General features: G+C 45.0%; 24 protein-coding genes. 20 read left to right on the forward strand and 4 right to left on the reverse strand.

Annotation, left to right across the window (positions count from 1 at the left end; translation table 11 throughout):
* Positions 1–128 precede the first annotated feature (128 nt).
* From proV to glnA, 16 genes are all read left to right on the forward strand, one after another.
* Complete coding sequence (gene proV / locus BLU87_RS10685) at positions 129–1,382, forward strand: glycine betaine/L-proline ABC transporter ATP-binding protein ProV (protein WP_092348019.1); 1,254 nt, start codon at positions 129–131, stop codon at positions 1,380–1,382.
* Positions 1,382–2,221, forward strand: coding sequence for an ABC transporter permease (locus BLU87_RS10690; RefSeq protein WP_092348022.1), 840 nt, complete (start codon positions 1,382–1,384; stop codon positions 2,219–2,221). The genes proV and BLU87_RS10690 overlap by 1 nt, the downstream gene beginning before the upstream one ends.
* A gap of 45 nt (positions 2,222–2,266) precedes the next feature.
* The gene (gene proX / locus BLU87_RS10695) at positions 2,267–3,286 is read left to right on the forward strand and encodes a glycine betaine/L-proline ABC transporter substrate-binding protein ProX (RefSeq protein ID WP_092348024.1); all 1,020 of its coding nucleotides are present in this window, start codon (positions 2,267–2,269) and stop codon (positions 3,284–3,286) included.
* Positions 3,287–3,650: 364 nt separating this feature from the next.
* Entirely contained in the window at positions 3,651–4,805 is a 1,155-nt protein-coding gene (locus BLU87_RS10700; protein ID WP_092348027.1) for an iron-containing alcohol dehydrogenase, read from the forward strand.
* Between the two features lie 125 nt (positions 4,806–4,930).
* The gene (locus BLU87_RS10705; RefSeq protein WP_092348029.1) at positions 4,931–5,131 is read left to right on the forward strand and encodes a hypothetical protein; all 201 of its coding nucleotides are present in this window, start codon (positions 4,931–4,933) and stop codon (positions 5,129–5,131) included.
* Positions 5,132–5,473: 342 nt separating this feature from the next.
* Entirely contained in the window at positions 5,474–5,647 is a 174-nt protein-coding gene (locus BLU87_RS17320) for a tumor necrosis factor receptor family protein (protein ID WP_175498357.1), read from the forward strand.
* A 117-nt stretch (positions 5,648–5,764) separates the two neighbouring features.
* The gene (locus tag BLU87_RS10710; protein ID WP_092348032.1) at positions 5,765–6,265 is read left to right on the forward strand and encodes a zinc ribbon-containing protein; all 501 of its coding nucleotides are present in this window, start codon (positions 5,765–5,767) and stop codon (positions 6,263–6,265) included.
* Positions 6,266–6,381: 116 nt separating this feature from the next.
* On the forward strand, positions 6,382–6,936 hold the full coding sequence (locus tag BLU87_RS10715) for a YeeE/YedE thiosulfate transporter family protein (RefSeq protein WP_092348035.1): 555 nt from the start codon (positions 6,382–6,384) through the stop codon (positions 6,934–6,936).
* On the forward strand, positions 6,924–7,448 hold the full coding sequence (locus tag BLU87_RS10720) for a DUF6691 family protein (RefSeq protein ID WP_092348038.1): 525 nt from the start codon (positions 6,924–6,926) through the stop codon (positions 7,446–7,448). Before BLU87_RS10715 ends, BLU87_RS10720 begins: the two co-directional genes overlap by 13 nt.
* A gap of 187 nt (positions 7,449–7,635) precedes the next feature.
* Positions 7,636–7,773, forward strand: a complete 138-nt coding sequence (locus BLU87_RS17870; protein ID WP_342743669.1) for an SEC-C metal-binding domain-containing protein — start codon at positions 7,636–7,638, stop codon at positions 7,771–7,773.
* A gap of 137 nt (positions 7,774–7,910) precedes the next feature.
* Positions 7,911–8,885, forward strand: a complete 975-nt coding sequence (locus tag BLU87_RS10730) for a calcium/sodium antiporter (protein ID WP_092348503.1) — start codon at positions 7,911–7,913, stop codon at positions 8,883–8,885.
* Between the two features lie 135 nt (positions 8,886–9,020).
* Positions 9,021–9,497 carry an Lrp/AsnC family transcriptional regulator gene (locus tag BLU87_RS10735; protein WP_092348044.1) on the forward strand — a complete coding sequence of 159 codons (477 nt, stop codon included), beginning with the start codon at positions 9,021–9,023 and terminating at the stop codon, positions 9,495–9,497.
* A gap of 17 nt (positions 9,498–9,514) precedes the next feature.
* The gene (locus tag BLU87_RS10740; RefSeq protein WP_092348047.1) at positions 9,515–10,789 is read left to right on the forward strand and encodes a diaminopimelate decarboxylase; all 1,275 of its coding nucleotides are present in this window, start codon (positions 9,515–9,517) and stop codon (positions 10,787–10,789) included.
* Positions 10,790–10,791: 2 nt separating this feature from the next.
* The gene (gene rlmD / locus BLU87_RS10745; protein WP_092348050.1) at positions 10,792–12,108 is read left to right on the forward strand and encodes a 23S rRNA (uracil(1939)-C(5))-methyltransferase RlmD; all 1,317 of its coding nucleotides are present in this window, start codon (positions 10,792–10,794) and stop codon (positions 12,106–12,108) included.
* Between the two features lie 231 nt (positions 12,109–12,339).
* Positions 12,340–12,678 carry a P-II family nitrogen regulator gene (locus BLU87_RS10750; RefSeq protein WP_092348506.1) on the forward strand — a complete coding sequence of 113 codons (339 nt, stop codon included), beginning with the start codon at positions 12,340–12,342 and terminating at the stop codon, positions 12,676–12,678.
* An 80-nt stretch (positions 12,679–12,758) separates the two neighbouring features.
* A complete protein-coding gene (glnA, locus tag BLU87_RS10755; protein ID WP_092348054.1) occupies positions 12,759–14,168 on the forward strand; it encodes a type I glutamate--ammonia ligase in 1,410 nt (469 codons plus the stop codon).
* Positions 14,169–14,340: 172 nt separating this feature from the next.
* Here glnA and BLU87_RS10760 read toward each other — a convergent pair whose 3' ends face one another.
* A complete protein-coding gene (locus BLU87_RS10760; protein WP_092348057.1) occupies positions 14,341–15,288 on the reverse strand; it encodes a 2-hydroxyacid dehydrogenase in 948 nt (315 codons plus the stop codon).
* Between the two features lie 142 nt (positions 15,289–15,430).
* On the opposite strand from BLU87_RS10760, the gene BLU87_RS10765 reads away from it, so the two are divergent.
* Positions 15,431–16,624, forward strand: coding sequence for a diadenylate cyclase (locus tag BLU87_RS10765; protein ID WP_092348060.1), 1,194 nt, complete (start codon positions 15,431–15,433; stop codon positions 16,622–16,624).
* Between the two features lie 157 nt (positions 16,625–16,781).
* A complete protein-coding gene (locus BLU87_RS10770; RefSeq protein ID WP_092348063.1) occupies positions 16,782–17,441 on the forward strand; it encodes a glutathione S-transferase family protein in 660 nt (219 codons plus the stop codon).
* Positions 17,442–17,715: 274 nt separating this feature from the next.
* Here the strand turns inward: BLU87_RS10770 and BLU87_RS10780 are convergent, their stop codons facing one another.
* The 3 genes from BLU87_RS10780 to BLU87_RS10790 all read right to left on the reverse strand — a co-directional run bounded on the left by BLU87_RS10780 (position 17,716) and on the right by BLU87_RS10790 (position 22,146).
* Positions 17,716–18,744: a zinc-dependent alcohol dehydrogenase family protein gene (locus BLU87_RS10780; RefSeq protein ID WP_092348069.1), complete on the reverse strand. Its 1,029-nt coding sequence runs from the start codon at positions 18,742–18,744 to the stop codon at positions 17,716–17,718.
* Between the two features lie 118 nt (positions 18,745–18,862).
* A complete protein-coding gene (locus tag BLU87_RS10785; protein WP_092348072.1) occupies positions 18,863–20,221 on the reverse strand; it encodes a sigma-54-dependent transcriptional regulator in 1,359 nt (452 codons plus the stop codon).
* Between the two features lie 2 nt (positions 20,222–20,223).
* Positions 20,224–22,146, reverse strand: coding sequence for a sensor histidine kinase (locus BLU87_RS10790; protein ID WP_175498358.1), 1,923 nt, complete (start codon positions 22,144–22,146; stop codon positions 20,224–20,226).
* Positions 22,147–22,445: 299 nt separating this feature from the next.
* Here BLU87_RS10790 and dsrO point away from each other — a divergent pair, with 299 nt between their 5' ends.
* Together dsrO and nrfD are read left to right on the forward strand one after the other, a co-directional pair.
* Positions 22,446–23,147: a sulfate reduction electron transfer complex DsrMKJOP subunit DsrO gene (dsrO, locus tag BLU87_RS10795; RefSeq protein ID WP_092348084.1), complete on the forward strand. Its 702-nt coding sequence runs from the start codon at positions 22,446–22,448 to the stop codon at positions 23,145–23,147.
* A gap of 2 nt (positions 23,148–23,149) precedes the next feature.
* Entirely contained in the window at positions 23,150–24,244 is a 1,095-nt protein-coding gene (gene nrfD / locus BLU87_RS10800) for an NrfD/PsrC family molybdoenzyme membrane anchor subunit (protein ID WP_092348087.1), read from the forward strand.

Here is a 24,244-nt window from a genome sequence, read left to right on the forward strand (position 1 = left end):
GATAACCTCCTTTCCGCTTCATCTTCCTATTGGCTGTAGCCCATGGTTTGTTTTTATTGTACAGGCCTTTATTCTTGCTGATGTTTTCTCATTGCTTGATGTAACTGCCTGAAATCGAAGGATTAAAAATGGAAGAAGAAGTAAAATTAGAAGTAAGAAATTTGTATAAAATTTTCGGGCCGTTTCCCAAAAAAGCTATGGCTATGCTTGAACAAGGTTTGGATAAGGAAGAAATTTTCGAAAAGACCGAGACAACTGTCGGTGTCCAGAATGCAAGTTTCAGAATTTACGAGGGTGAAATTTTCGTGATCATGGGATTGTCTGGTTCTGGTAAGTCGACCATGGTGCGGATGTTTAACCGTTTGATAGAACCAACTGCCGGACAAGTTCTGATTGATGGAGAAGACATCACAGTGATGAATAGTGATCAGTTGGTCAAATTAAGACGTGCGAAGTTGAGCATGGTTTTTCAATCATTTGCCCTTATGCCACATATGACGGTGTTGCAGAATGCCGCTTTTGGTCTCGAAATGGACGGGATCGATAAGTCCACGCGTCAAAAGCGTGCGTTGGAGGCTCTCGAACAGGTTGGTCTTGAAGCCTGGGCAGAGAGTATGCCGAATGAACTCTCTGGAGGCATGCAGCAACGGGTCGGTCTTGCTCGTGGTTTGGCAGTCGATCCTGATATTTTGTTGATGGATGAGGCCTTTTCTGCACTTGATCCACTGATCCGGACCGAGATGCAGGATGAACTTCTTAAACTCCAATCAAAATCAAAAAGGACCATTGTCTTTATTTCCCACGATCTTGATGAAGCTATGCGGATTGGCGATCGTATCGCTATTATGGAAGGCGGACGAGTCGTCCAGGTTGGCACTCCCGAAGAAATTCTGCAAAATCCCGCTGACGACTATGTGCGCGCCTTTTTTCGTGGGGTTGACCCAACGAATATATTATCAGCAGGTGATATTGCTACCGCGACCCAGGTCACTATCCCCATCACCGATGGTAAAAATCCACGCACTGGCCTACAGCGATTGATAAAGAATGATCGAGACTATGCCTTTGTCCTTGATCGAGACAAGGTATTCAAAGGGATTGTTTCGACTGATTCTCTTCACGCTATGCTCGAAAGTGATGATATTCCACATCTGATCCCTAATGCTTATCTCGAAGGGGTTGTTGCAGCCCATAAGGATGATTCTTTGCAGGACATTTTGCCCCATGTTGCAGGGCACTCCTGGCCACTACCAATCCTGGATGATGAGGGCAGATTTATAGGCGCAGTATCGAAAAATCTCTTTTTGCGCACCCTGCATAGAAGTAGTGATGAAGAGCAATTACCAGAAGAACCCCAGGGCAATGGGGCGATAGCGAGCTGATGAGATTTTTAAATTTTGATGAACAAACCATACCCCTTGATGCATGGATTCAAACATTTGTTGATTGGTTAGTCCTGAATTACCGTGAATTCTTTCAGGTTATTAAAGTTCCTGTTGAGATCAGTCTTGATGGGTTGGAGTGGCTTCTTTTTATCTTGCCACCTTGGTTGATTATTGCTTTCTTTGCTGTTGCTGCCTGGCGTTATGCGGGTAAGAGAGTCACTGGTTTTACCGTCTTTACGTTTTTTCTTGTCGGTTATCTTGGTCTCTGGGATGACACCATGACGACTCTTGCGATGGTCATTTGCTCGGTGGTTTTTTGTGCCGTCACTGGTGTCCCTCTGGGAATTTTAGCCGGCCGTAGTGACCGATTTGAGATGTTTCTCCGTCCTTTTCTTGATGCTATGCAAACGACACCAGCTTTTGTTTACCTGATTCCGGTTGTCATGTTGTTCAGTATCGGGACGGTTTCCGGAATTCTGGCCACCATCGTTTTTGCTCTACCGCCAATCATCCGTTTGACCAGCCTCGGCATTCGTCAGGTTCACCCGGAATTGGTTGAGGCAGCCCTCGCATTCGGATCAACCCCATGGCAAGTGTTGCATAAAGTTCAGTTACCGCTGGCGATGCCGTCAATTATGGCCGGTCTCAATCAGACCATCATGATGGCCCTGTCGATGGTCGTTATTGCGGCCCTGATTGGTGCTGGTGGTCTTGGTAATCCGGTCGTGCAAGGGCTCAATACATTAGAAATTGGTTTGGCAACCATCGGCGGTTTATCGATTGTCTTGCTGGCAATGGTCCTTGATCGAATTACTCAAGGGATTGCTCAAAAATAATTTTATAATTCAATTCACCCATCACCATTAATTAAGGAGAAAAGTATGAAACGTATTCTGATGATATTGTTACTACTGTCGCTGACAGTGCCAGCATTTGCGGATTCGCAAAAACCTGGAAAAGGAACCAAAGTACAACCTGCACGCGCAACCTGGAATACAGGTTATTTTCAAGAGGCTCTGGTTCGGACTGGATTGAAAGAACTAGGCTACAACGTGAAGAAACCAAAAGAGCTGACCAACCCACTCTTTTATCAGTCCCTTGCTTTAGGTGATCTCGATTACTGGACCAACGGTTGGTTCCCAATGCATGACGCCCAGATGCCGAAAGATTTCTACAGTAAAGGCGAAAAGGTCGGCTACGTCGCTAAGTCGGGTGGTCTACAAGGTTACCTCGTCTCAAAAAAAGAAGTCGAAAAATTTAATATCAAGTCGCTCGATGATTTCAAACGCCCCGAAGTCAAGGCAGCTTTCGATGCTAATGGCGACGGCAAAGCTGATCTGACCGCCTGTCCCGCTGGTTGGGCATGTGAAGGAGTGATTGCTCATCACATGGAAGTCTATGGCCTGGAAGATGACATCAATCTGATCAAAGCAGCTTATTCGGCAAGTATGGCCGATTCTCTAGCGCGTTACAATTCAGGGGGGCCGGCGTTCTTCTACACCTGGGCTCCAAACTGGACCATCTTCAAATTCATGCCGGGTAAAGACGTGATGTGGATCAATGTCCCTGAAATCAAACCGACAGAGGCCCAGCAGTCATCTATTGAACGTCTGACTGCTACTGGTATTGAAGGGGCTGTCAGCGATCCGGTTAAGCTCGGGTTTGTCGCTGCTGACATTCAGATCGTCGCCAACAAAAAGTTCTTAGCTGCTAATCCTGCAGCAAAAGAATTCTTTAGAGTATTTAATCTCCCGTTGAGTGACATTAATGAACAAAACACCAAGATGCAAGACGGTGAGAAATCGGCGAAAGATATAGATCGTCATGTCAAGGAATGGATTGCAAAAAATCAAGATAAATGGGACGGATGGCTCGCTGCAGCACGTAATGCAGCGATGTGATCGCTAACAGATTATGCTGAAAAAAAGGCCGGTGATTATTTCGCCGGCCTTTTTTGTTTATATCGGGTTATCAATAATTTCTCACTCCGCCGTCGGTATATTTTTTAACCTCATACTTCAACAATATAATATATCCTTTTCGAAACTGATGCGGCTTTCTAGACTTATCTCGCTGTAGGTATGGGTTATATTCAAGATTCTTTAGTTCCGTCGGGCAAATGTGAAGTCGACTATCAATTCTGGATCACTTGACCTCTGACAAGGTTTGCTTCAATCTATATTAATTTATGAGATACTTGATTAATCTGCTGTATCATTATATTGGTGTTAGTAGTAATCCCGATTTGAAAGGTTGAAAAAATAAATGTTTAAATTCAATTTCAAAAATCCAACAAAAATTATTTTTGGCGAAGGGTGTATTAAAGATATTGCTGCAGAGATCGACAAAGATCATCGAATTCTGATCACTTATGGTGGTGGTAGTATCAAAAGTAATGGTGTTCTCGACCAAGTTAAAGCGGCTCTAAATGGTTACACGTTGTTTGAGTTTTCTGGGATAGAACCGAACCCGAGTTATGAAACTCTTATGAAAGCCGTTGAGTTGGTTCGTCTAGAGAAGATTGACTATCTTCTGGCCGTGGGTGGTGGATCAGTGATTGATGGCACCAAATTTATAGCGGCGGCCGTTGATTTTCAAGGTGAGCCTTGGGATCTTCTTGCTAAACAGGCGGCGGTAAAAAGTTCGTTACCCTTTGGGACAGTACTTACGCTACCGGCGACAGGTTCGGAGATGAACAGTGGTGCTGTCGTGACCCGACGTTCGCTGCAGACAAAGCTCCCCTTTTCCAGTCCGCTACTGTATCCACAATTTTCCGTGTTGGATCCGACCACGACATACAGCCTGCCAGCGAGACAAATCAGTAATGGTGTTGTCGATGCATTTGTCCATACTGTCGAGCAATATTTGACCTATCCAGTGAACGCCAAAGTTCAGGATCGCTTTGCTGAAGGATTGCTCCTGACGTTGATTGAAGAAGGCCCCGTTGCGTTACAGGATCCTCAAAACTATGACGTTCGCGCGAATATTATGTGGTGTGCAACCTTGGCTCTTAATGGCTTGATCGGCGCGGGGGTCCCGCAAGACTGGGCGACACATATGATCGGTCATGAGCTCACAGCGATTTATGGGCTTGATCATGCGCAAACCCTGGCCGTTGTTCTCCCTTCTGTCCTGACGGTGAAAAAAGAACAAAAAGCGGCAAAACTATTACAGTATGCAGAGCGGGTTTGGGGGATTGTCAATGGTGAAGATGGCCAACGGATTGATCAAGCCATTGAAAAAACCAGATTATTCTTTGAACGTATGCAGGTGAAGACCCGTCTTAGTGACTATGGGATCAAAGATGACAGTATCGACAAAGTGGTCGCACAACTTGAACAACACAGCATGGTCAGGTTGGGTGAGAAGAAAAATATCACCCCGGCTGTCAGTCGAGAAATCCTTAAGTTGAGTTTATAAATTGGTTTAATTCTTTATCGGGGAGGGGGAAGGTTTCGTTGCCCGGATTGAACAAATTGTTTCGATTGGTGTCATCGCAGGTTTGCTGATGTTGATGACATCGGATCTCATTCAAGGAGAGAGTTATGAGCCTTTGGCTTATATATACGATCGGACTCTGTGTCGCGGTTTGTTTTGCGCTGATATGGTCTTTTATTCTTGATCGCAATAAGCCACCCCGTGTTCAAGAATTTTTAGCTAAACTGGTGGCACGTATTTTATTTATAATTGTTATTTTTGCTGTCTTTATGGGCTTCCTCTATCTAGCCTTTGGTGTTTTTCGTTGATTTTTAAGACTCTTTAAAAAGTGTAAGGCTCGCGTTTAACCTGCGAGCCTTCTTTAGTTTCATAAATTATGAAATTCCCTGTTCACGGGATTATCCGGATCCCGAAAGCGCCGGATTTGTGGAAAACCTACTCAGTTGCGTTATTTCATCTTCGATAGGCATTCCTCCTTTCCTGCTACTTATAGAGTAACACCGATTCCAATATGTTCAAGCTCTGTCGGCAGATAAAGGTTGAAGAATTGGCACTTGAACTGCTAACAACCATTGCAACAGTCAGGGAAATTTATTCATATAATGAATTATCATTCTCTTGATAATTTTACTAGAGCAGGGGAGACCTGAATGCCTTTAATATTAATGTTAATTGTATTTGCTTGTGCTGCCTATTCTGTTGCCTCAACTAAAGGGAGGAATCGTTACCTCTGGTTTTGTCTCGGTTTCATCCTCGGTCCATTTGCAGTGTTAATTCTGGCGCTGATGTCGATTAAACCTGGTGAAGATAAAAAAATTGATTGATTCCGTTCTTCTCAAAAAAACACATTCTAAAATCCTTGTCTTCTTACGCTTCTTGTAAAATCTGTTATCCTTAATATGGGATCTTTCGATGATCACATTGCATAAAGGAGTGGAATCATGACTGAAAACAACCAACCAAAACAAGAACAAGAAGATGTCACTGTTTATGAAAAAATTGTGTCTCGTACCGAGGAACTTTTAGAGGGAGGACGAAAAAATCTAGATGAGGCATTAAAAAAGGCGAGTGATGAGCTCTCCTCTGCTGGAACTTTTACCCGTGAGCAGGCGGAAAAGATCTCCTCTTATGTAAGACGTGACCTTGAACATGCTTTTGCTAACGCTAAAAAAGGCAAAGAAACGGTTAAGGAGGCCGTTGACCCTAAGCGTATTGTCGCCGGAGCACAAAGCCTTTTTTCAAAAGTTTTACTCAATGCGTCTGAAACATTAAGTGATTGGGCCAAAAAATCTGAACAGCAACTCGAGTATAAAACCGGGGAGGTGACCAGTCCTGGAACGTTAACCTGCAAAAATTGCAAGGAAGAAATTCATATGCGGCATACCGGCCGGATTCCTCCTTGTCCTAAGTGTCATGAGACACGTTATCGAAAATCTTATTGACAATAATTTCCTCCCACCGATTTTATTTGCTAAATACGACTTGTTTAGTTATCATATTTAAAGTCATATATATGGTAAATAATATTTAGTGTGTTGCAAGCTTGAAAGGAAATTATATGAACATCTCGTTTTTTGCCTCTCGATGGAGTCCGTATATCGCCGGTGCTTTTGTCGGAGTGCTTGCGGTTCTATCTGTTTTAGTGACGACTGTTATCCTAGATAAACCTAAGTATATTGGGGCATCGACGACATTTGTCAGAGCCGTCGGATTTGTTGAACAGGTTGTCTCTTCTGAGCATGTGGCAGAGAACGCCTATTTTATGTCGAAAAAGATCAAGGTTGATTGGCAAATGCTTTTTGTTGTCGGTATTTTTGCTGGATCCTTGATCTCATCAAGAATGGGAAAGACCGCAAAAATTGAAATGGTACCACCGATCTGGCGGGAGCGATTTGGACCAAGCATTGTTGTTAGAGGTGTTGGTGCCTTTATTGGCGGTATTATTTTAATGTTTGGAGCGCGAATGGCAGGGGGGTGTCCGAGTGGACATGGGATGTCAGGGAATATGCAACTTGCTGTCAGCGGCTTACTCGCCCTAGGGTTTTTCCTCCTTGGCGCTATTATTACTGCTCGGATAGTTTATGGATCAGGAGGCCGGTCATGGAACAAATAATTGGACTCATAACCGGAATCATTTTTGGGTTTTTGCTGCAGAAGGGTGAAGTCCTCCGTTTTGAAAGACAGGTCGGTTTCATGCTGCTTAAAGATATGACCATCATCAAGTTTATGTTGACCGCTGTGATTGTCGGAATGATCGGTATTTATACCTGTCATTCATTGGGATTGATCGCATTGAGTGTGAAGGCTACTCAGGTTGCAGCCATTGTCATTGGTGGTTTGCTGTTTGGTATCGGTTGGGCGATTGCCGGTTATTGTCCTGGAACTTCGGTCGGTGCGCTTGCTGAAGGGCGGATTCATGCTATTTGGGCTATCCTTGGGATGTTGGTGGGCGCAGCGGCTTATGCTGAGATTTATCCCTACCTTGAGAATTCTGTTTTAAGTTGGGGCTCTTACGGGAAAATAACATTACCTCAATTGCTTGGAGTGCCAGCCTGGCCGATCATTGTCGCCTTTGCTGCTTTCGGTGTTGGTTTCTTTGTCTGGGCTGAAAAGAAGGGCTTATGATGATTAAACCAGGCTTGTTGCTATGTTTTGCTAATGAATAATAAATGCACGTCGAAGTATTTGGATGTTTATCTGTTTCTTCTATTTCGACACAGTTTTACAGGAGATTATGATGGGTCTGTTCCGTCGTTTGTTTAAATCTAAAGAGAAGGAGGATCTTGGACCAGCTCCTCCAACAGTGCTTCCAATGAGAAATGATCCTTGCTGGTGCAACAGTGGCCTTAAGTACAAGAAGTGTCATCTCGAACAAGATCAGATCTATCTGGAAAAGTTACGATTGAAGAAAAAGGAAGCAAGCAAATCTTGTAGTCCGAAATATGGCTGAATGTCGAGACGTTAAAACCCGGTGCGGGTTTAATTTCGGTTGCAAGTCATTATGAAGTTGTAATTTTTTGGGGACAGAACTAAAATTCTGTCCCCAATTTATATTTAATGTTTTGAGCTTACAGGTTTTTTATGACGTTGATTTTACCAGGTTGTGCCCTTCTTTTTGGTTTAATTCTACTGGTTTGGAGTGCTGACCGTTTTGTCGACGGGGCGGCAGCAACAGCACAATATGCAGGAATGCCTCCACTATTGATTGGCATGGTGGTGATTGGTTTTGGCACTTCTGCACCCGAGCTAGTTGTCTCTGCAGTCTCTGCGTTACAAGGAAATCCCGGATTGGCTCTTGGTAATGCTTATGGATCGAACATTTCTAACATTGCTCTGATCTTGGGACTGACCGCTTTAATCAGTCCAATCACGGTGAAATCAGGGGTCCTCCGTAAAGAATTGCCCATTCTGCTTGGGGTGACAGCTCTTGGCGCTACTCTTCTGCTGGATTTAACTCTGAGCCGGTTAGATTCTTGGATTTTGTTGCTGGTGTTTACCGTTCTTATGGGGTGGTCAATCTGGCACGGTTTGCGGCACCGACAAGACAGTCTAGGGACCGATGTTGATGAGATGTTAGATGAAAACATTATGTCTCGAAGAAGCGCTTTTATCTGGCTTATTGCTGGTATTGTTCTTCTCGTTATCAGTTCACGGATTCTTGTTTGGGGCGCTGTAGAAATCGCCCGTGGGTTTGGTGTCAGTGATCTGATTATCGGTTTAACTGTGGTTGCCATTGGAACCTCCTTGCCAGAATTGGCCTCTGCTTTGGCAGCGACCCGTAAAGGGGAGCATGATCTCGCAATTGGTAATGTTATTGGTTCAAATATGTTCAATACTTTGGCTGTTGTCGGCTTGGCAGGAGCAATTCGTCCCATGGAAATAGGAGCTGAGGTGCTCTATCGTGATACTCTGTTGATGGGCCTTTTAACCGTGGCATTATTTTTGGTACGCGCTGACAAAGATGGTGAAAAGAAGATTTCTAGAATTGATGGATTGTTGCTTTTAACTATCTATCTTGGTTATTCTGGTTACTTGATTGCAAAAGTTTTTGGTGTCGCATAACTCCTTACTTTTTATCCTGATATCCTCCTCTTATCTCAACCATGTTGGTTTATTTTCTCGAGTAAGTAAAAAAGATCAAGAATCTATGACTCTATGGGTTGACATTCTCGAGGGAATGAATGATATTCTTTAACTATGGATATAAAGAGAACGATCGACGATATAGATCATAAAATACTGCAGATACTTCAGGAGAAATCTCGGATTCCCAATGCTGAAGTCGCCCGGCAAGTTGGTATGGCTCCTTCTGCCGTTCTGGAGAGAATTCGAAAACTCGAAGATCGGCAGATAATTCAAGGATACGAAGTTCGCCTTAATCCACACCCCTTTAATCAAGGGCTTATGGCCTTTGTTCTGGTTACAGTTCAGTCAGCAAGTCGTGCTGATCTTGCTACACTTTTAACTCAAGTTACAGGGGTTCAAGATGTTCATCAGGTCGCTGGTGAAGATGGTTACTTGTTAAAGTTACGTGTGGCTGATAATGCGGAGTTGGGCAGGGTTCTAGCTGACGAAATATGTTCTCTGGCCGGGGTGTTACAAACAAAAACCAATATTGTTCTCAACACGATAAAAGAGACTAGAAAGTTAGATTTAAACCGTTATTCATCATAATTTAAGGAGTCGTTTTTATGCCAATGTCACAAAGTTTCAAAGATCGTCTATTCCCTATTGCCGCGCAGCTTGTAGACCATTATGGATCCCCTTTCCATATCTATGATGAGGTCGGGATTCGCGAAACAGGCGAGATGCTGAAGAAAATTTTTTCGGGGATTGATGGTTTTCGTGAGTATTATGCTGTTAAGGCTTTACCTAATCCCAGTATTCTCAAGCTCATGTTTGATATGGGGTTTGGGTTTGACTGTAGTTCTATTGGTGAGCTCCGTCTGAGCCGTCAGGTTGGTGCGCGTGGCGAACAGATCATGTTCACTTCAAACAATACCAACCAAGTCGAATTTGCTGTCGCAGCCGAGGAGGGTGGTTGTGTTCTTAATCTTGATGATATCTCTTTAATCGATAAGGTCCCAGAGTTTCCTGAGTTGATCTGTTTCCGCTACAATCCAGGGCCAAGGAGAACCGGAAATGTGATTATTGGCAATCCGGTTGAAGCTAAATATGGTGTCACTCATGAACAGGTTGTTTCTGCCTATCGTCAGGCACAACAGCGCGGGGCTAAGCGCTTTGGATTGCACACGATGGTCGCTTCCAATGAGCTTGATTACACCTATATGGTGGAAACGGCACGTATGGTTCTAGAGATAGCTGAACTGGTAGAGTCCGAGCTGGGGATCAAGTTTGAATTTGTCAATATCGGTGGAGGCTTTGGTATTCCTTATAGTCCTGACCAAGCTCCGCTGGATGTGGATTCCATGGCTGCCGAAATTACGGCTTTATTCAATGCTTTTCGGGCAAAGCATCAATATGTACCTCGGATGTATATGGAAAGTGGCCGTTTTATGACGGGTCCACACGGATGTTTAATCACCTCTGCCATTAATCATAAAAATATTTATCGTGACTATATTGGCGTCGACGCGTGTATGTCTGCGTTGATGCGCCCGGCCATGTACGGTGCTTATCATCACCTTGATGTTATCGGTAAAGAAGCGCTACCCAAGGATCATATCTATGATGTCTCTGGTTCGCTTTGTGAAAATAATGATAAATTTGCTGTCCAGCGGGAATTGCCGAAGATTGACGAAGGTGATATTTTGGCTATTCATGATACGGGCGCTCATGGTCATGCTATGGGCTTTCAATATAATGCTAAACTGCGCCCCAAAGAATTGTTACTTCGTGCCGATGGCTCGGTCGAATTAATTCGCCGCGAAGAAACACTTGATGACTATTTTGCAACTCTGAACTTTAAGGTAGACCAATTTCACCCCGCACAGAATAAGGGTTAGTTTTGCACTCATTGGGTAGCTCACTGATTGGGCAAGAACTGCCACCATTAACCATTGAAACACTGGTTAATGGTGGCGCAGGCTTGGCCCGCTTTGAAGGCCGGGTGGTTTTTATCCCAGATACTGCTGTCGGCGATGTAGTCACTTGTCGGGTTACAAAGGAAAAAAAGAAGTTTCTTGAAGCTCGGATTATAGAAACAATTAAACCATCGTCAACCCGTTGTCAGCCCGTGTGTCCTGTCGCAGGTGATTGTGGCGGCTGCCAGTGGCAACACCTCCCTTACTCTGAACAGTTATTCTGGAAAGATTCTTTGTTTCGGGAGACGCTAGCACATCAATGTGGAATTGATATCAATAACGTATTACCTATCATACCCGCAGTCAATCCATGGAATTATCGCAGTCGGGTCCAAGTGAAGTGTCAGAATAGCTCTGCTGGATTTATCACCGGTTTTTTCCGCTCTAAAAGTCACAGTGTTGTTGCAGTGAAAGAATGTCCAGTCATCGCCCCCGAACTCAACACGTTACTTGTCCGCTTGCGTGATTGTATTGATCAGACGCCTTTTGCTGCTGATATCGCCCAACTAGACCTTGGAGTTGATGACTGTGGCTGTTGTTCTGCGGTTGTCCATTATTCGGGGCATGATGTCGATGGCCTCACTGAATTATTGATCAGTGAAAATATTACTGCTGCTCTGTTTATCAAGAATACTGTGACTAACAAGTTAGTTCATATCTCTGGCAATGCTTCCTTGCAGATCGTGGTTGATCAGCCTCCAATCCTGTTAAAATATGCGATTGGTAGCTTTTCCCAGATTAATTTAGAACAAAACCGTCTGTTAATCGAATCTGTTCTCAAGCTAGCCGAACTGAAGGGGACAGAGCGGGTGCTGGATTTATACTGTGGTATGGGAAACTTTTCCTTCCCCCTTGCTCGGCGCGCCAAACACGTTATTGGCATTGAGGGGGCAGCAGCATCCATCAACGCGGCCAAAATAAATAGTCGGCAGAATAAAATTGTTAATGTTGACTTTTATAATCAATCTGCTCAAGGGGCCCTGGTTCGTTTGGGAGATAAAGAACGTCCTGATGTTTTGGTTTTGGATCCTCCCCGTAGTGGTGCTTATGCTACGATGAAAGAGTTGCAGGCTCATCCAGTGAATAAAATCATCTACATTTCGTGTGATCCGCAAACTCTGGGAAGAGATTTACAATTTCTGACCCGCAATGGTTATGAACTGCTGACAAGTCAACCGATTGATATGTTTCCACAGACTTATCACTGTGAGAGCATTTCACTCCTTAGGCACCTTTCATGATTCTACCACCAGACCGTCTTGGTGTGCATATATTTAAGTCATATTGAATCTCAGCTGATTATTTTCTAGGCAGTTGTTGCTGTGCTGTAAAATGGTTATAGCATTTGATTATCTTATCTATTTGAAAAATAGGGGGATTCATTTTTTTTCAATACTGGCTTGCTCTTTGCTATAACCTATGGAGCAATAAAAAAAATTATGAGTGAGTTGAATTCACAGGAGGACTTTCAAATGCGAAAAGTAGAAGCCATCATCAAACCATTTAAGTTGGATGAAGTGAAAGAAGCCTTGAATGAAATTGGTATTCAGGGGATCACGGTGAGCGAAGTTAAAGGTTTTGGTCGCCAGAAAGGACATACTGAGCTTTATCGTGGAGCTGAATATGTTGTTGATTTTATCCCCAAGATCAAAATGGAGATTATCGTCGCCGATGATCAAGTGACAAAAGTCGTAGATGTGATTGCAGATGCCGCTAAGACTGGTCGCATCGGTGATGGCAAAATATTCGTAACCCCTATTGATGAAATTGTTCGCATCCGTACCGGAGAACGCGGTGAGGATGCCATTTAGAATAATCGCTCTTGTTCGTTGTTTCCCTTTCCTTGTTTGCACATGGATAATTTATAAATCATTTAAAGGAGATATTACAGATGACACCAAGTGAAGTCGTTAAGTTTGCAGAAGAAAATAACTGTTTGATGGTAGATTATAAGTTTCTGGACTTTGTCGGGATCTGGCAACATTTCAGCACTCCGATTGCTGAATTCAGCGAGGAAACTTTTGAAGAAGGTATCGGCTTCGATGGCTCATCTATTCGTGGTTGGCAACCAATCCACAATTCTGACATGTTGCTCGTTCCAGATCCTTCAACTGTCCAAATTGACCCCTTCATTGAGGTGACAACCCTCAGTCTTATTTGTGATGTTATGGATCCAATTACGCGTGAAGGTTACACCCGTGACCCACGCTTTATCGCTAAGAAAGCTGAAGCGTTCCTTAAATCAACCGGTATTGCCGATACTGCTTATTTCGGACCTGAACCAGAATTCTTTGTTTTTGATGATGTCCGTTACGCCTCCAGTGCTAACGAATCTTTCTATGCCGTTGATTCCATCGAAGGTGTCTGGAATACCGGTCGTGAAGAATTTCCTAACTTAGGCTATAAGCCTCGTCACAAAGAGGGCTATTTCCCTTGCGCTCCGACCGATTCACATGTTGATTTGCGGAATGAAATGGTCCAGGTTCTGCAGAGCGTCGGCATGACCATTGAAGCTGTTCACCACGAAGTTTCAACTGGTGGTCAGAGCGAAATTGACATGCGCTTTGACTCTCTTTTGAAGATGGGTGATACCCTTAAATGGTTCAAGTATATCGTTAAGAATGTCGCTTTCCGTAACGGTAAAACGGTCACCTTTATGCCAAAACCTATCTATAATGATAATGGCTCAGGGATGCACTGTCATCAATCATTATGGAAAGATGGACAAAACCTCTTTGCCGGTGATGGTTATGGTGGCTTGTCAAAAATGGCGATGTATTACATCGGCGGGATCATGAAGCATGCTAAAGCACTTTGTGCTTTCACAAACCCGACCACGAACTCTTACAAGCGTTTGGTCCCAGGTTTTGAAGCTCCTGTAAATCTAGCTTATTCTAACCGCAACCGTTCAGCATCTTTACGGATTCCTGTCACTAATAATGAAAAAGCCAAGCGGGTCGAATATCGTACTCCTGACGCCTCAGCTAATGGTTATCTCGCTTTTGCTGCCCAGTTGATGGCCGGTTTGGATGGCATTGAAAACAAAATTGATCCTGGTCAACCTTTAGACAAGGATATCTATGGCCTGTCTCCTGAGGAGTTGAAAGATGTTCCTGTCGTTGCCAGTTCTTTGGAGGACGCATTGGATCATCTGGAAAAAGATCATGACTTCCTTCTTAAAGGTGATGTGTTTACCCCTGATGTTATTGATATGTGGATCAGTTATAAGCGCGAGTCAGAAATTGACCCTGTAAGGATGCGCCCATGTCCAGAAGAATTTGCCCTCTATTTTGATTGTTAGTCCTCTTGATTTGAGACAATAATTCCGCAATTGCGGAACCTTTCAAAATTCAAGCCCCCGCATTGATCAATGCGGGGGCTTTGTCGTTGTCGATCAGCGCTAGTTTATGCTACGGGGTTTCAGAAGGGTGCAAAAACAGGTCAGTGCGGAGGGCAGGCGATTACTAAACAGGTCAGTTGCGACAATGTAGCAATGGTTCCCCTTGTTTTAACCTGCGAATGTTTTCAATGACATTTTGATATATTCCTTCAAGGGATACGTCAGTGACGCCGCCGATATGGGGTGTGGCAATGACATTTTGCGAAAAAATTGGATCCTGTGGGTCTGGTGGCTCTTGCCAGAATACATCCAACCCCGCGCCCCCAAGGGTTCCGTCTTCCAGGGCAGTGAGGAGTGCCTGACGTTCAATCACTCCACCGCGACCAAGGTTGACGAGGAAAGTTCCAGGTCGCATGTATTGAAAGACGTTATGGTTCAATAGGTGATGAGTCTCGTCGCTGTCTGGCAAACTTAAAACCACAAAATCGGACTCTGACAACAGTTGAGGTAGATTGGCAAGGTTTCCAACCCAGTCGAGCCCGAATTGTTCAGCAAACTCTTCACTGGCTACTGATTTGATCCCTATCAGACGCATATTGAAAGCGCGAAGACGTTGGATCAGCGCTTTGCCGATCCCTCCTAAGCCAACCAAACCTGCTGTTTTCCCCTGCAATGCTTTACCCATGGGTGCTCCAATTTGTCTGTTTTGCAGATGTGTATGGATCTCCCGGGATTGACGTGCTAGCGCCATCATGAGATAGATGCCTAACTCAGCAACGGAATCAGCATTACCGGATACATCGGTAGGGACGTTTGCAACGGTGATTCCCCGTGAGGTGGCGGCTTCAATATCAACACCTTCAAGCCCGGCACCGATTTGTTGAATCAATTGCAATGAATCGGCACTCCTCAGCAACGTTTCACTGACGGGGCTCATGGTTGGAATTAAAACGTCAAACCCTTTGAGGCTGTCAATTTTATAGCTGCCAGATGCGTTGAATTCGACGTCAGGATGAGCGTGACGCAATTTATCGAAAATTCCACCCCATGCGTTTTCGGGTGCTGCAAATAATATCTTCATATCTGGTCCTTCATGGTCAGAAAAAAATAATAGTTATTCTATCAATATATTGATATAGCTTATAGTTCTCTATATCACAGATCCATCCCTAAAATAAAAAAGATCATTTGCATTTGAAAATCTTAGCCGTGAGAGTCGACCGATGTTTCTGAACTATCTTGCCTTGCTCAAAGAAATCCGCTTTCCTGATTTACTTGATATCGCATTTTCGTCTGCGATTATCTGGTTTTTGTTTTCTCTGTTTCGCGCTCGAAGAACCTGGAAGATTGGTGCTGGGTTGATTGGTTACGGGGTGATCCTGCTGATAACTCATGAGCTGGAATTTAATCTTACGGTGAAAATTCTACAAGGGCTTTCCGCTGTCGTTATCTTGACTATTGTCGTCATTTATCAGAATGAGATCCGGCGGGTTGTCGATGATATGTTTCATCTAGTTTTCAGACGGCGGACAAATTTATTACCGGGTGAAAAAAGCGTCCCCGAAATGCTAGTCAGGGTTGCGTATGAATTATCCGATCGGCGCTGGGGAGCGTTGATTATCCTGCCGGGGCAACTGGCTCTGGATAATATTATAACCGAGGGAACCCGACTGGACGGACGCGTCAGTCGTCCATTACTCTTGAGCTTGTTTGATCCAAGTTCTCCCGGACACGACGGTGCCGTGGTTTTTCATGGTGACCAGATTGAGTGTTTTAGCAGCCGGTTGCCGTTGACGGAGCACGACGATCAAGTGCAGGAGCGTGGAACCCGTCATGCCGCTGCAATTGGTCTGTCAGAAAAGTCCGATGCCCTTATTCTTGTAGTTTCCGAAGAGACTGGCAATATCTCAGTTGCCAGGGAGGGTGTACTCGAAACAATCACCGACAGTCAGATGCTGCTTAATGAAATTAATGCTTTCGGTGCAGATCTGGCTTCGCGTGAGAGTGGCAGAAAGCGTTATCAATCTTACCTTAGGGGAGGGGTGCGGTTAATTCTTTCGGTGCTTGTCACCGCTATTATCTGGTTGGTGATTGTCCCCGGTTCCGCAGTTGTTACCATGGACTTTGCGGTCCCCATTGCGGTACAGGATATTCCCGATGGTTATGCGTTTGTCTCTGTGACTCCCCCTGAAGCGGTCGTCTCATTAACCGGCGAGAGGAGGGAGTTATTTAAACTGAAAGCTGGTGATTTACTAATCTCTCTGGATGGGACCTTGACTGCGCTGGGAAGGCAGACTTATTCATTGAATAACTCTCAGATAATGTTACCGGGAACGCTCACCGTCGAAAAAATGATCCCGACCTCTGTTAAGGTTTTGGTTGAAAAAGTCTCTGTGACAGATAGGATCAGGCCGTAGTCATTTTTGCCGACGATTTATCCATTCCCCTGTTTGTGGTAATATCCTCCTTATCACAAAGTCATTGCAACTCAGATTTCACCACCTGTTCGTCGAGGACGATAAATAACCCGAAATGAGCATCGGCCGTTTTCTCGCAAACTTATAGGGATCGATTATGAATGATATAGAATTGTTTAGCGCACGTGTCTGTCCTTTTGCCCATCGGAGTCGTCTGGCGTTGATGGAAAAGAATTTACCGTTTACCCTGATCGAAATTAACCTGCATAACAAACCGGATTGGTTCCTTAACATGAATCCTGCAGGATCAGTCCCTGCTCTGCGACAAGGGGACTTTGTGTTACATGAATCTTTGGTCATCAACGAATATATTAATGAATGTTTTTCAGAAATACCCCTTCTTCCGCAATCTATGCAAAAAAGAGCTGAGGCTAGACAGTGGATCAGCTATGCCGGCGCCAGCTTTGTCCCAGCTTTTTACCGAACCCTCAAAGCACAGGATGAAGATCGGCAGGAGCGATCTATTGCCGAAATGTATCGTGTCCTTGAAACTCTGGATAATGAATTAAAGCGGAGCAAAGGTGAGGGGCCGTATTGGTATGGTTGGCAGGTTGGGTTGACTGATATTGCTTTTTATCCCTGGTTCGAACGTTGGATTTTGCTTGAGCACTATCGCGGGTTGAAGATACCTGACCAACTGCATTCATTACTGGATTGGATCGCTGCAATGCAAGGGCGAGATGCTGTTAAATTAGGTGGTGAGCCTGTTGATTATTATATTGGCCAGTACGCCGCTTATGCTGCCGGCAAGAAGTGATAAGATGACACTGATGTTCTGCCGTTGAAGCCGTCTACTCTTTCGTCATTTTTTCTTTTTTGAATTTAAAGAGGACGTACAAATTGATAACGGGAAGGGCAATGAACAGGGCTCTCCACGCCCAATCAACTGATCTTTCAGGAACTCCGGATTTGATAAAGACAAAAGTCAGTAAACCAAGCAATATTATGTGAGACAAGATGGCAATATTTTTCATCCCAATGACTTTCTAAAAATAGATAGGTGGTATGGTCGTGCTTGGGTAAAGAATTTTTTAACCAATTCTTAAGACCTTGGCTCCACGGATTTTACGTTCTTTCAGTTCAAGCAGAGCGATGTTAGCTGCCTCCAGAGGGAATTCCTCATAAGTTGGATGCAGGGGGATTTCTGCTGCGAGTTCGAGAAATTCAGTCACATCTTGGCGAGTGACATTGGCCACAGTTTTAATCTCTTTTTCGAGCCACAAGTCTTGTGGATAATCAATCTCAGCCAAAAGGTGGCGATCAAAATTTTCTTTGCGGATGGCATTGATCACCAGACGGCCACCAGGCATCAGATGATGCATGGCGTTCACAATCGGCAGCCAAGCCGGGGTTGTGTCGATGATCGATTCCAGTAACTCTGGCGGATCACTCTCTGTCCCACCCGCCCAGTCAGCGCCGAGTTCAAGGGCAAACTGTTGTTCTTTTTTACTGCGAGCAAAGACATAGATTGGCATATCAGGGTATTTCTTTTGCGCCAGTTTCAAAACCAGATGAGCCGACGCCCCAAACCCAGTTAACCCCAGCGGACCGCCGGACGTGAGTTTTGCAAGGTTGAGCGATCGATATCCGATTGCCCCGGCACAGAGTAAAGGAGCCGCTTCGGAATCTTTGAAAACAGCTGGAATCGGATGGGCAAAGTCTGCAAGGGCAACCATATATTCGGCATAACCACCGTTGGCATCACGTCCGGTCGCTTTGAATTCTGGACAGAGATTTTCCAGACCCTGCAAACACCAGCGGCATTTGCCGCAAGACGAATAGATCCAAGCCACACCGACCCGTTCACCAATCCGTCCTGGATCTACCTGTTGCCCGACTTTGTCGATGACTCCGACCACTTGATGACCTAGAACCATCGGGAACACTGGTGGCGGTGTTCGACCCTCAATTTCATCCAGCTCGGTGTGACAAACGCCACAGGTTGTCACCTTGATTCGTACCTCATGAGCTGCAGGTTCAGGGATTGACATTTCAATCAACCGTAACGGTTCACGCTCGACCGTAAGGTCACAGATCTTTTCCAATATCATCGCTTTCATTTTATCGCTCCTATAAAAAATATAGCATGCGATGCAATAAAGGGGAGGTTTTTCTTCTTACTCTGAAGTTTTTAAGAAAAAAATAACTCTGTTGCTTTGCCTGGCGGTCAAGGAGAGGTTAACCATCCAGCCCGTATTTTTTCATTTTTCTCCAGAGCGTCGTTTTGTTAATCCCCAGCATCTCTGCGGCCAACAATTTTTTACCGTTGCATTTTTCCAACACTTTGAGAATATGCTGTTTCTCAGCTTCGCGAATGGGTAGATTTTCCCCCGGAGGCATTGTCGCGGTTGGTTCCTCAGGTGGAGAGACATGACGGCTATCAATGAACAGACTTTCTGACGACAGGGTTCGGCCGCGCTCTAAGATCATTGCCCTTTCGATGATGTTCTCCAACTCGCGGACATTACCAGGAAAGTTATAAGCATTGAGTGCTGTCAGGCCTGCGGCATCAATATCAACGACTCGCGGGTTGATGTGGCGATATTTGCTGAGAAAGTATTCAACCAGCAGGGGGATGTCATCCTTACGTTCACGTAGCGGTGGAATATGCAAGGTCATGACGCTGAGTCGATAATAGAGATCGCTGCGGAACAGATCTGCTTCTGCCTCCTGTCTAAGATTCTGATTGGTTGAAGCAATCACCCGCACATTGACGTTGATTGCAGTGGCACTGCCGACACGATAGATGGATCGATCTTGCAAAGCTCGCAATAGTTTAACTTGAAAGTTACTGTTGGCCGTGCCAATTTCATCCAATAATAGAGTCCCTTGATCGGCCATTTCAAAGTAGCCGATTCTGTGTCCCACGGCACCAGTAAAGGCCCCTTTTTCATGGCCGAAAAGTTCGCTTTCGACGACACCATCAGCCAAGGCGCTACAGTTGACAGGAACAAAGGGGAATTCGTTACGAGGACTCCATTGATGGATGAGGCGGGCGACCAACTCTTTCCCGACGCCGGTTTCTCCTTGAATCAGGACGGTACTATCGGTTCGCGCGACCCGTTTGGCAAGCTCAAGAACATTCAACATCTCAGCGTTTGCGGTGACAAAATGGTAACGTCCAGAATCTATCGCTCGCTCTTGATTTAAAGCTTCAACCTTCTGTTCCAGGCGCTTTTCGCGCAACGCCCGTTGCAGGCGATGGGCAACATCTGCTGGCTCAAAAGGCTTGGCTATATAGTCGTGAGCCCCATGTTTTATGGCGGTGACAGCCGAGTCAATACTGGAGAAGCCGGTGATCATAATGACGACAGTATCGGGACTCGCTTCTTTGACCCGCGTCAACAATTCCATACCATCCATTTTGGGCATCTTCATGTCAGTAAGTACCAGTTGGGCGCCTTGGTCGAGAAAGTGTCGATAAGCATCCTCGCCATTGCCAAAATCACTGACATTATAAAGAGGAGAGAGCATCCGTACCAGAATCCGGCGGGTCATGGCATCGTCTTCAACAATGATAATTTTAGCTTTACTCATGATTATTCTCCTGCGGACAGGAACACTGTAAAGTTGGTTCCGGTGCCAATTGTTGAGTCGACTTCAATGGTCCCTCCATGGTTTTTGACAATTCCATAACTCACTGAAAGGCCAAGCCCTGTCCCTTTACCAACCTCTTTGGTGGTAAAAAATGGATCAAAAATACGGTTGAGATTTTCAGGGGCGATACCGCTACCGTTGTCACTAAATTTTATCGCAATCTGACCGTTGTGAAATGCAGTGGCAGCAGTGATAAAGCCATTATGACCAATCGCGTCAATAGCATTGAGGAGAATATTGACAAAAACCTGCTGAATCTGGTTTTGATCGATTTTAATCAACGGGAGGTTGTCACTGGGGGTAAAGCTGATCTGAATATTGTGATTTGTGCTTTTAATCCGGGTTAAATCGAGAGAATGTTCTACTAACTGGTTAATATCGCAAAGAGTTTTTTCGCTGGCTTGACGCCGCGCAAAACTAAGTAGACCCGAAATGATTTTGCTTGATTTGTCAATTTGATCGATAATATCGCTGAAATCCTGTCCTAGAGTTTCCTGATTCAAGGTACCATTTTGCAAATCTTGTCGGGCAAGAGAGGAGAGGGCGCGGATATTGCCGAGAGGGGTATTGAGTTCATGGGCGAGACCCGAAGCCATTTCCCCGATAGAAGCAAGTTTTTCAGAGTTATGAATCTGCTCCTCAATCCGTTCTTTCTCTTCAAGATTACTTTGTAAATTCATTGCCATACGGTTGATTTCGCTGGTCAATGTGCCGATTTCATCGTGAGAGCGCAATGGAATCCGGCAAGAAAGGTCATGAGAAATGCAATGGGTTCCATCGATGACTGTCTGGATGGGCCGGGTAATTGAACGGGAGAAAAAACCGGCGACAAGAGCTGCAAAAATGAGAACAAGGACAGTGGAGATGAGAATTTGTTGTTTGATGGCGACGAGCGGGAGCATGAAGTATTTTTTATGCGCTTCAACAACAACGACCCAGCCGCGACTGTCATCATTGTAGGGAGAATAAAATGTATACGCGAGTAGATCGCGGGAATCCGGGGTAGAAATAACCCCTTCATCATTCTCCATCCATTGTGTTGTGATTGTTTCTGGATAATGCTGGAACACATTGATATGACTTCCGGTCTGGTTGCCAAACTCGCAGGTTGAATCCTGAGAAAAAAGGTAGATTCCGTTGCGCTCAGGATTTGTAGTATTACGTTCAATGAGGAAGGCTTGTCCTTGATCGGCGGTAATAAGACTATTAATTTTTGCTCCGAGTGTGGCTCCCCAGACGTTGATGATCAGCGCTCCGGCGCGCCGGCCATCTGAATAGAAAAGCGGTGTCGAAAAGCGGACCATAGCCGGACACCAATATAATCCTCCTTCAGTCCAGCCTCGCTCCAAATTGGAAATCCAGGTCTCTCCTTCAGGAAGTTCCATGGTGTGTTGAAAAAAGGAGCGGTCTTCGATGGAGCCGATGGTTTTCAGATCAAGGCCAGGGATATCTTCACCTGAACGAGGTAGAATTTTTCCTTCGCGAATTTTGACAATTTCCTGTCCAGCATTATTGACCAACCGGATTGCCTGTAGCGATGAATCAAGACGTTGAAACTGTAAAAAAGTGGTCTCCAATCGTTGTAGCGCTGCAACAGTTGCTGCGGGGTCACCATTCTCTTCAGCAGCAAGAACAGCCGCAACATCAATCGTTGCGGCGATGCTATGGAGAGTTCGCCCCGAACGATCAACCAGATCTACCAGGTTTTGTACTGATGATTCGGCCATCCCCTGAATTCTTCCAGTGATGTTTTGTTGTAGAATCTGACCTGTCGATGTGATCATCAAGAACGAAAAGATACCAAGTGATACGATGGTCACTCCCAGCATGGCGAGGAGAACTTTCTGACTGATTCTCATGCGCATTGTCTTTGTTTCCTTTTTGCAACTTGCACCTTTATGGTCTCTTTCGTTGCTGTAAATGGTTGCAACATGCACCATCCGTAAAGTATGAGGATTGGGTTGTTTTGTCAATAAGGAATAAAAACTCCTACTTTTCAGAAGGTTAGCGTGAAGTGATGCAGTTTTATAAAACTTGGCATAACAGTTGTAATTGGTAATCAAGAATTCTCTTATGTCTTGTCACGGATAGAAACCACTCTGCTTTAAGTACTCACCGTGTCATGAACGATTAAACGCCAAGTTCTGAATGAAAAGGACGCCAAATGGATCCAAACAGAAGACATTTTCTTGAGTTATTTGTCCCGACGAAGGCACAGGCTGGCAGTCTCCAAAGTCAGTCACGTTCACCCCACTATGCCATGTTGATTGACTTGCGTCGTTGTGTCGGTTGTCAGGCTTGCACGATCGCTTGTGGAATGGAAAACCGCCTTCCCGAGGGGCAACACAGGACCACAGTCGCAGACTATGAATTGATGGCATTTGGTCAGACACGCCGCGCTGTTTTGCCACGCTTGTGTAATCATTGTGAGCAACCCTCCTGTACAGCGGGCTGTCCTACCGGCGCGACTTACAAGAGAGAGGACGGCGTGGTTGTTGTTGATAGCTCCATGTGTGTCGGTTGCGCCTATTGCGTGCAAAATTGCCCCTATGACGCACGCTTTATGAATGAGCAAACGCGAACAGCTGATAAGTGCACCTTTTGTATTCAACGCACCAGCAATGGCTTACTCCCTGCCTGTGTTGAATCCTGCGTTGGTAAAGCGAGAATTTTTGGTGATCTAAACGACCCTGACAGTATGATTTCTAAATATCTGCGGGATAACCCGGTGCAGGTGCTGAAATCCGACAAAGGGACCCGACCACAAGTTTATTATATTTCGCTTGATGGTGCTCTACAAAATACCTTGGGGGAGGAAGCGACTTCTCTCATTCAGGGACGCCGTTCGATTGGAAAAAGGGGATAATTATGCATATTATAGAATTTATGGGACCATCTCAGGATCTCTATTGGGGAATGACGAGCATCCAATTTTTCTTCATGATTCAGGTCAGCGCAGCCTGTTCTGCCTTGGCCGCCGCGCAGCGTGCTTTTGGCATCAAAGCTCTAGAGCCGTACGCGAGTTTCGGGCTGATTTTGGGATTAGGGTTGGGAATAACTGCACCTCTTAATCTGATTCTCGAACTGCATCAACCTTTACGTTTTATTTCGATGATCTATAACACCCACTTTACTTCGCCTTTATCCTGGGGAGTCTTTATTCTTTTGAGCTATATGACCGTGATAGCATTGTTTGCACTGGTGATCTTGCGACAGACGCTGCAACAACGGCATGTTTCTGGATCAGGTAGTTTGGCGACAATGATTGTTAGATCAGGGAAAACAAGTGAGAAGTCTCTGCGGCTATTGGCTTATCTCGCCTTGGTAGCCGCATGTTGTGTGTTTCTCTACAGCAGTATGGATTTAGCCGCAGTTAAAGGTCGGGATTTATGGCACTCTTCAATTGTGCCGATTATTTTTATCTGTTCAGCTATGGCCGCTTCTGCAGGTTTGATAACCCTCTTTGCGGTGCTCACAGGGAGGAAAAACCCCGAACATTTCAAATTGCTACGTGGATGGATGGCATTCTTTCTGCTTCTGCAACTGTTTGCTCAAGTCCTCTGGTTTCTCATTGCCTTTGTTTTTGGCGATAGTTTGGGCCGTTATGCTTTCGACTATATCCTCAGTGCCGGATTTCAAAACTTCATTGTTCTCGGCCTTGGTGGTGCCATCCTGCTCCCCATGGTGTTGCTCTATTTTTCCAGTCAGTCAAAAGCCATGTTGTTATTCGCCAGCGTGCTGACTCTGGCAGGAGCCTATCTTGTACGCTGGAATATTATTGTCACTGGACAGCAAATTCCACGCAGTGGTCTCGAGATGACTCCGTTTTCGGCTGATCTATGGTCTCATGGTGGACTCATGCAAGCCTTGGCTCCTCTAGCATTGTGGGTATTATTGATGATTCTCGTCACCTGGACCAGCCCTTGGAAGCAGGTCTTCGGTCAGCAACAGGAAGGATTATAG

The sequence above is a fragment of the Desulfuromusa kysingii genome (genome assembly GCF_900107645.1).
GTDB classification, from domain to species: Bacteria; Desulfobacterota; Desulfuromonadia; order Desulfuromonadales; family Geopsychrobacteraceae; genus Desulfuromusa; species Desulfuromusa kysingii.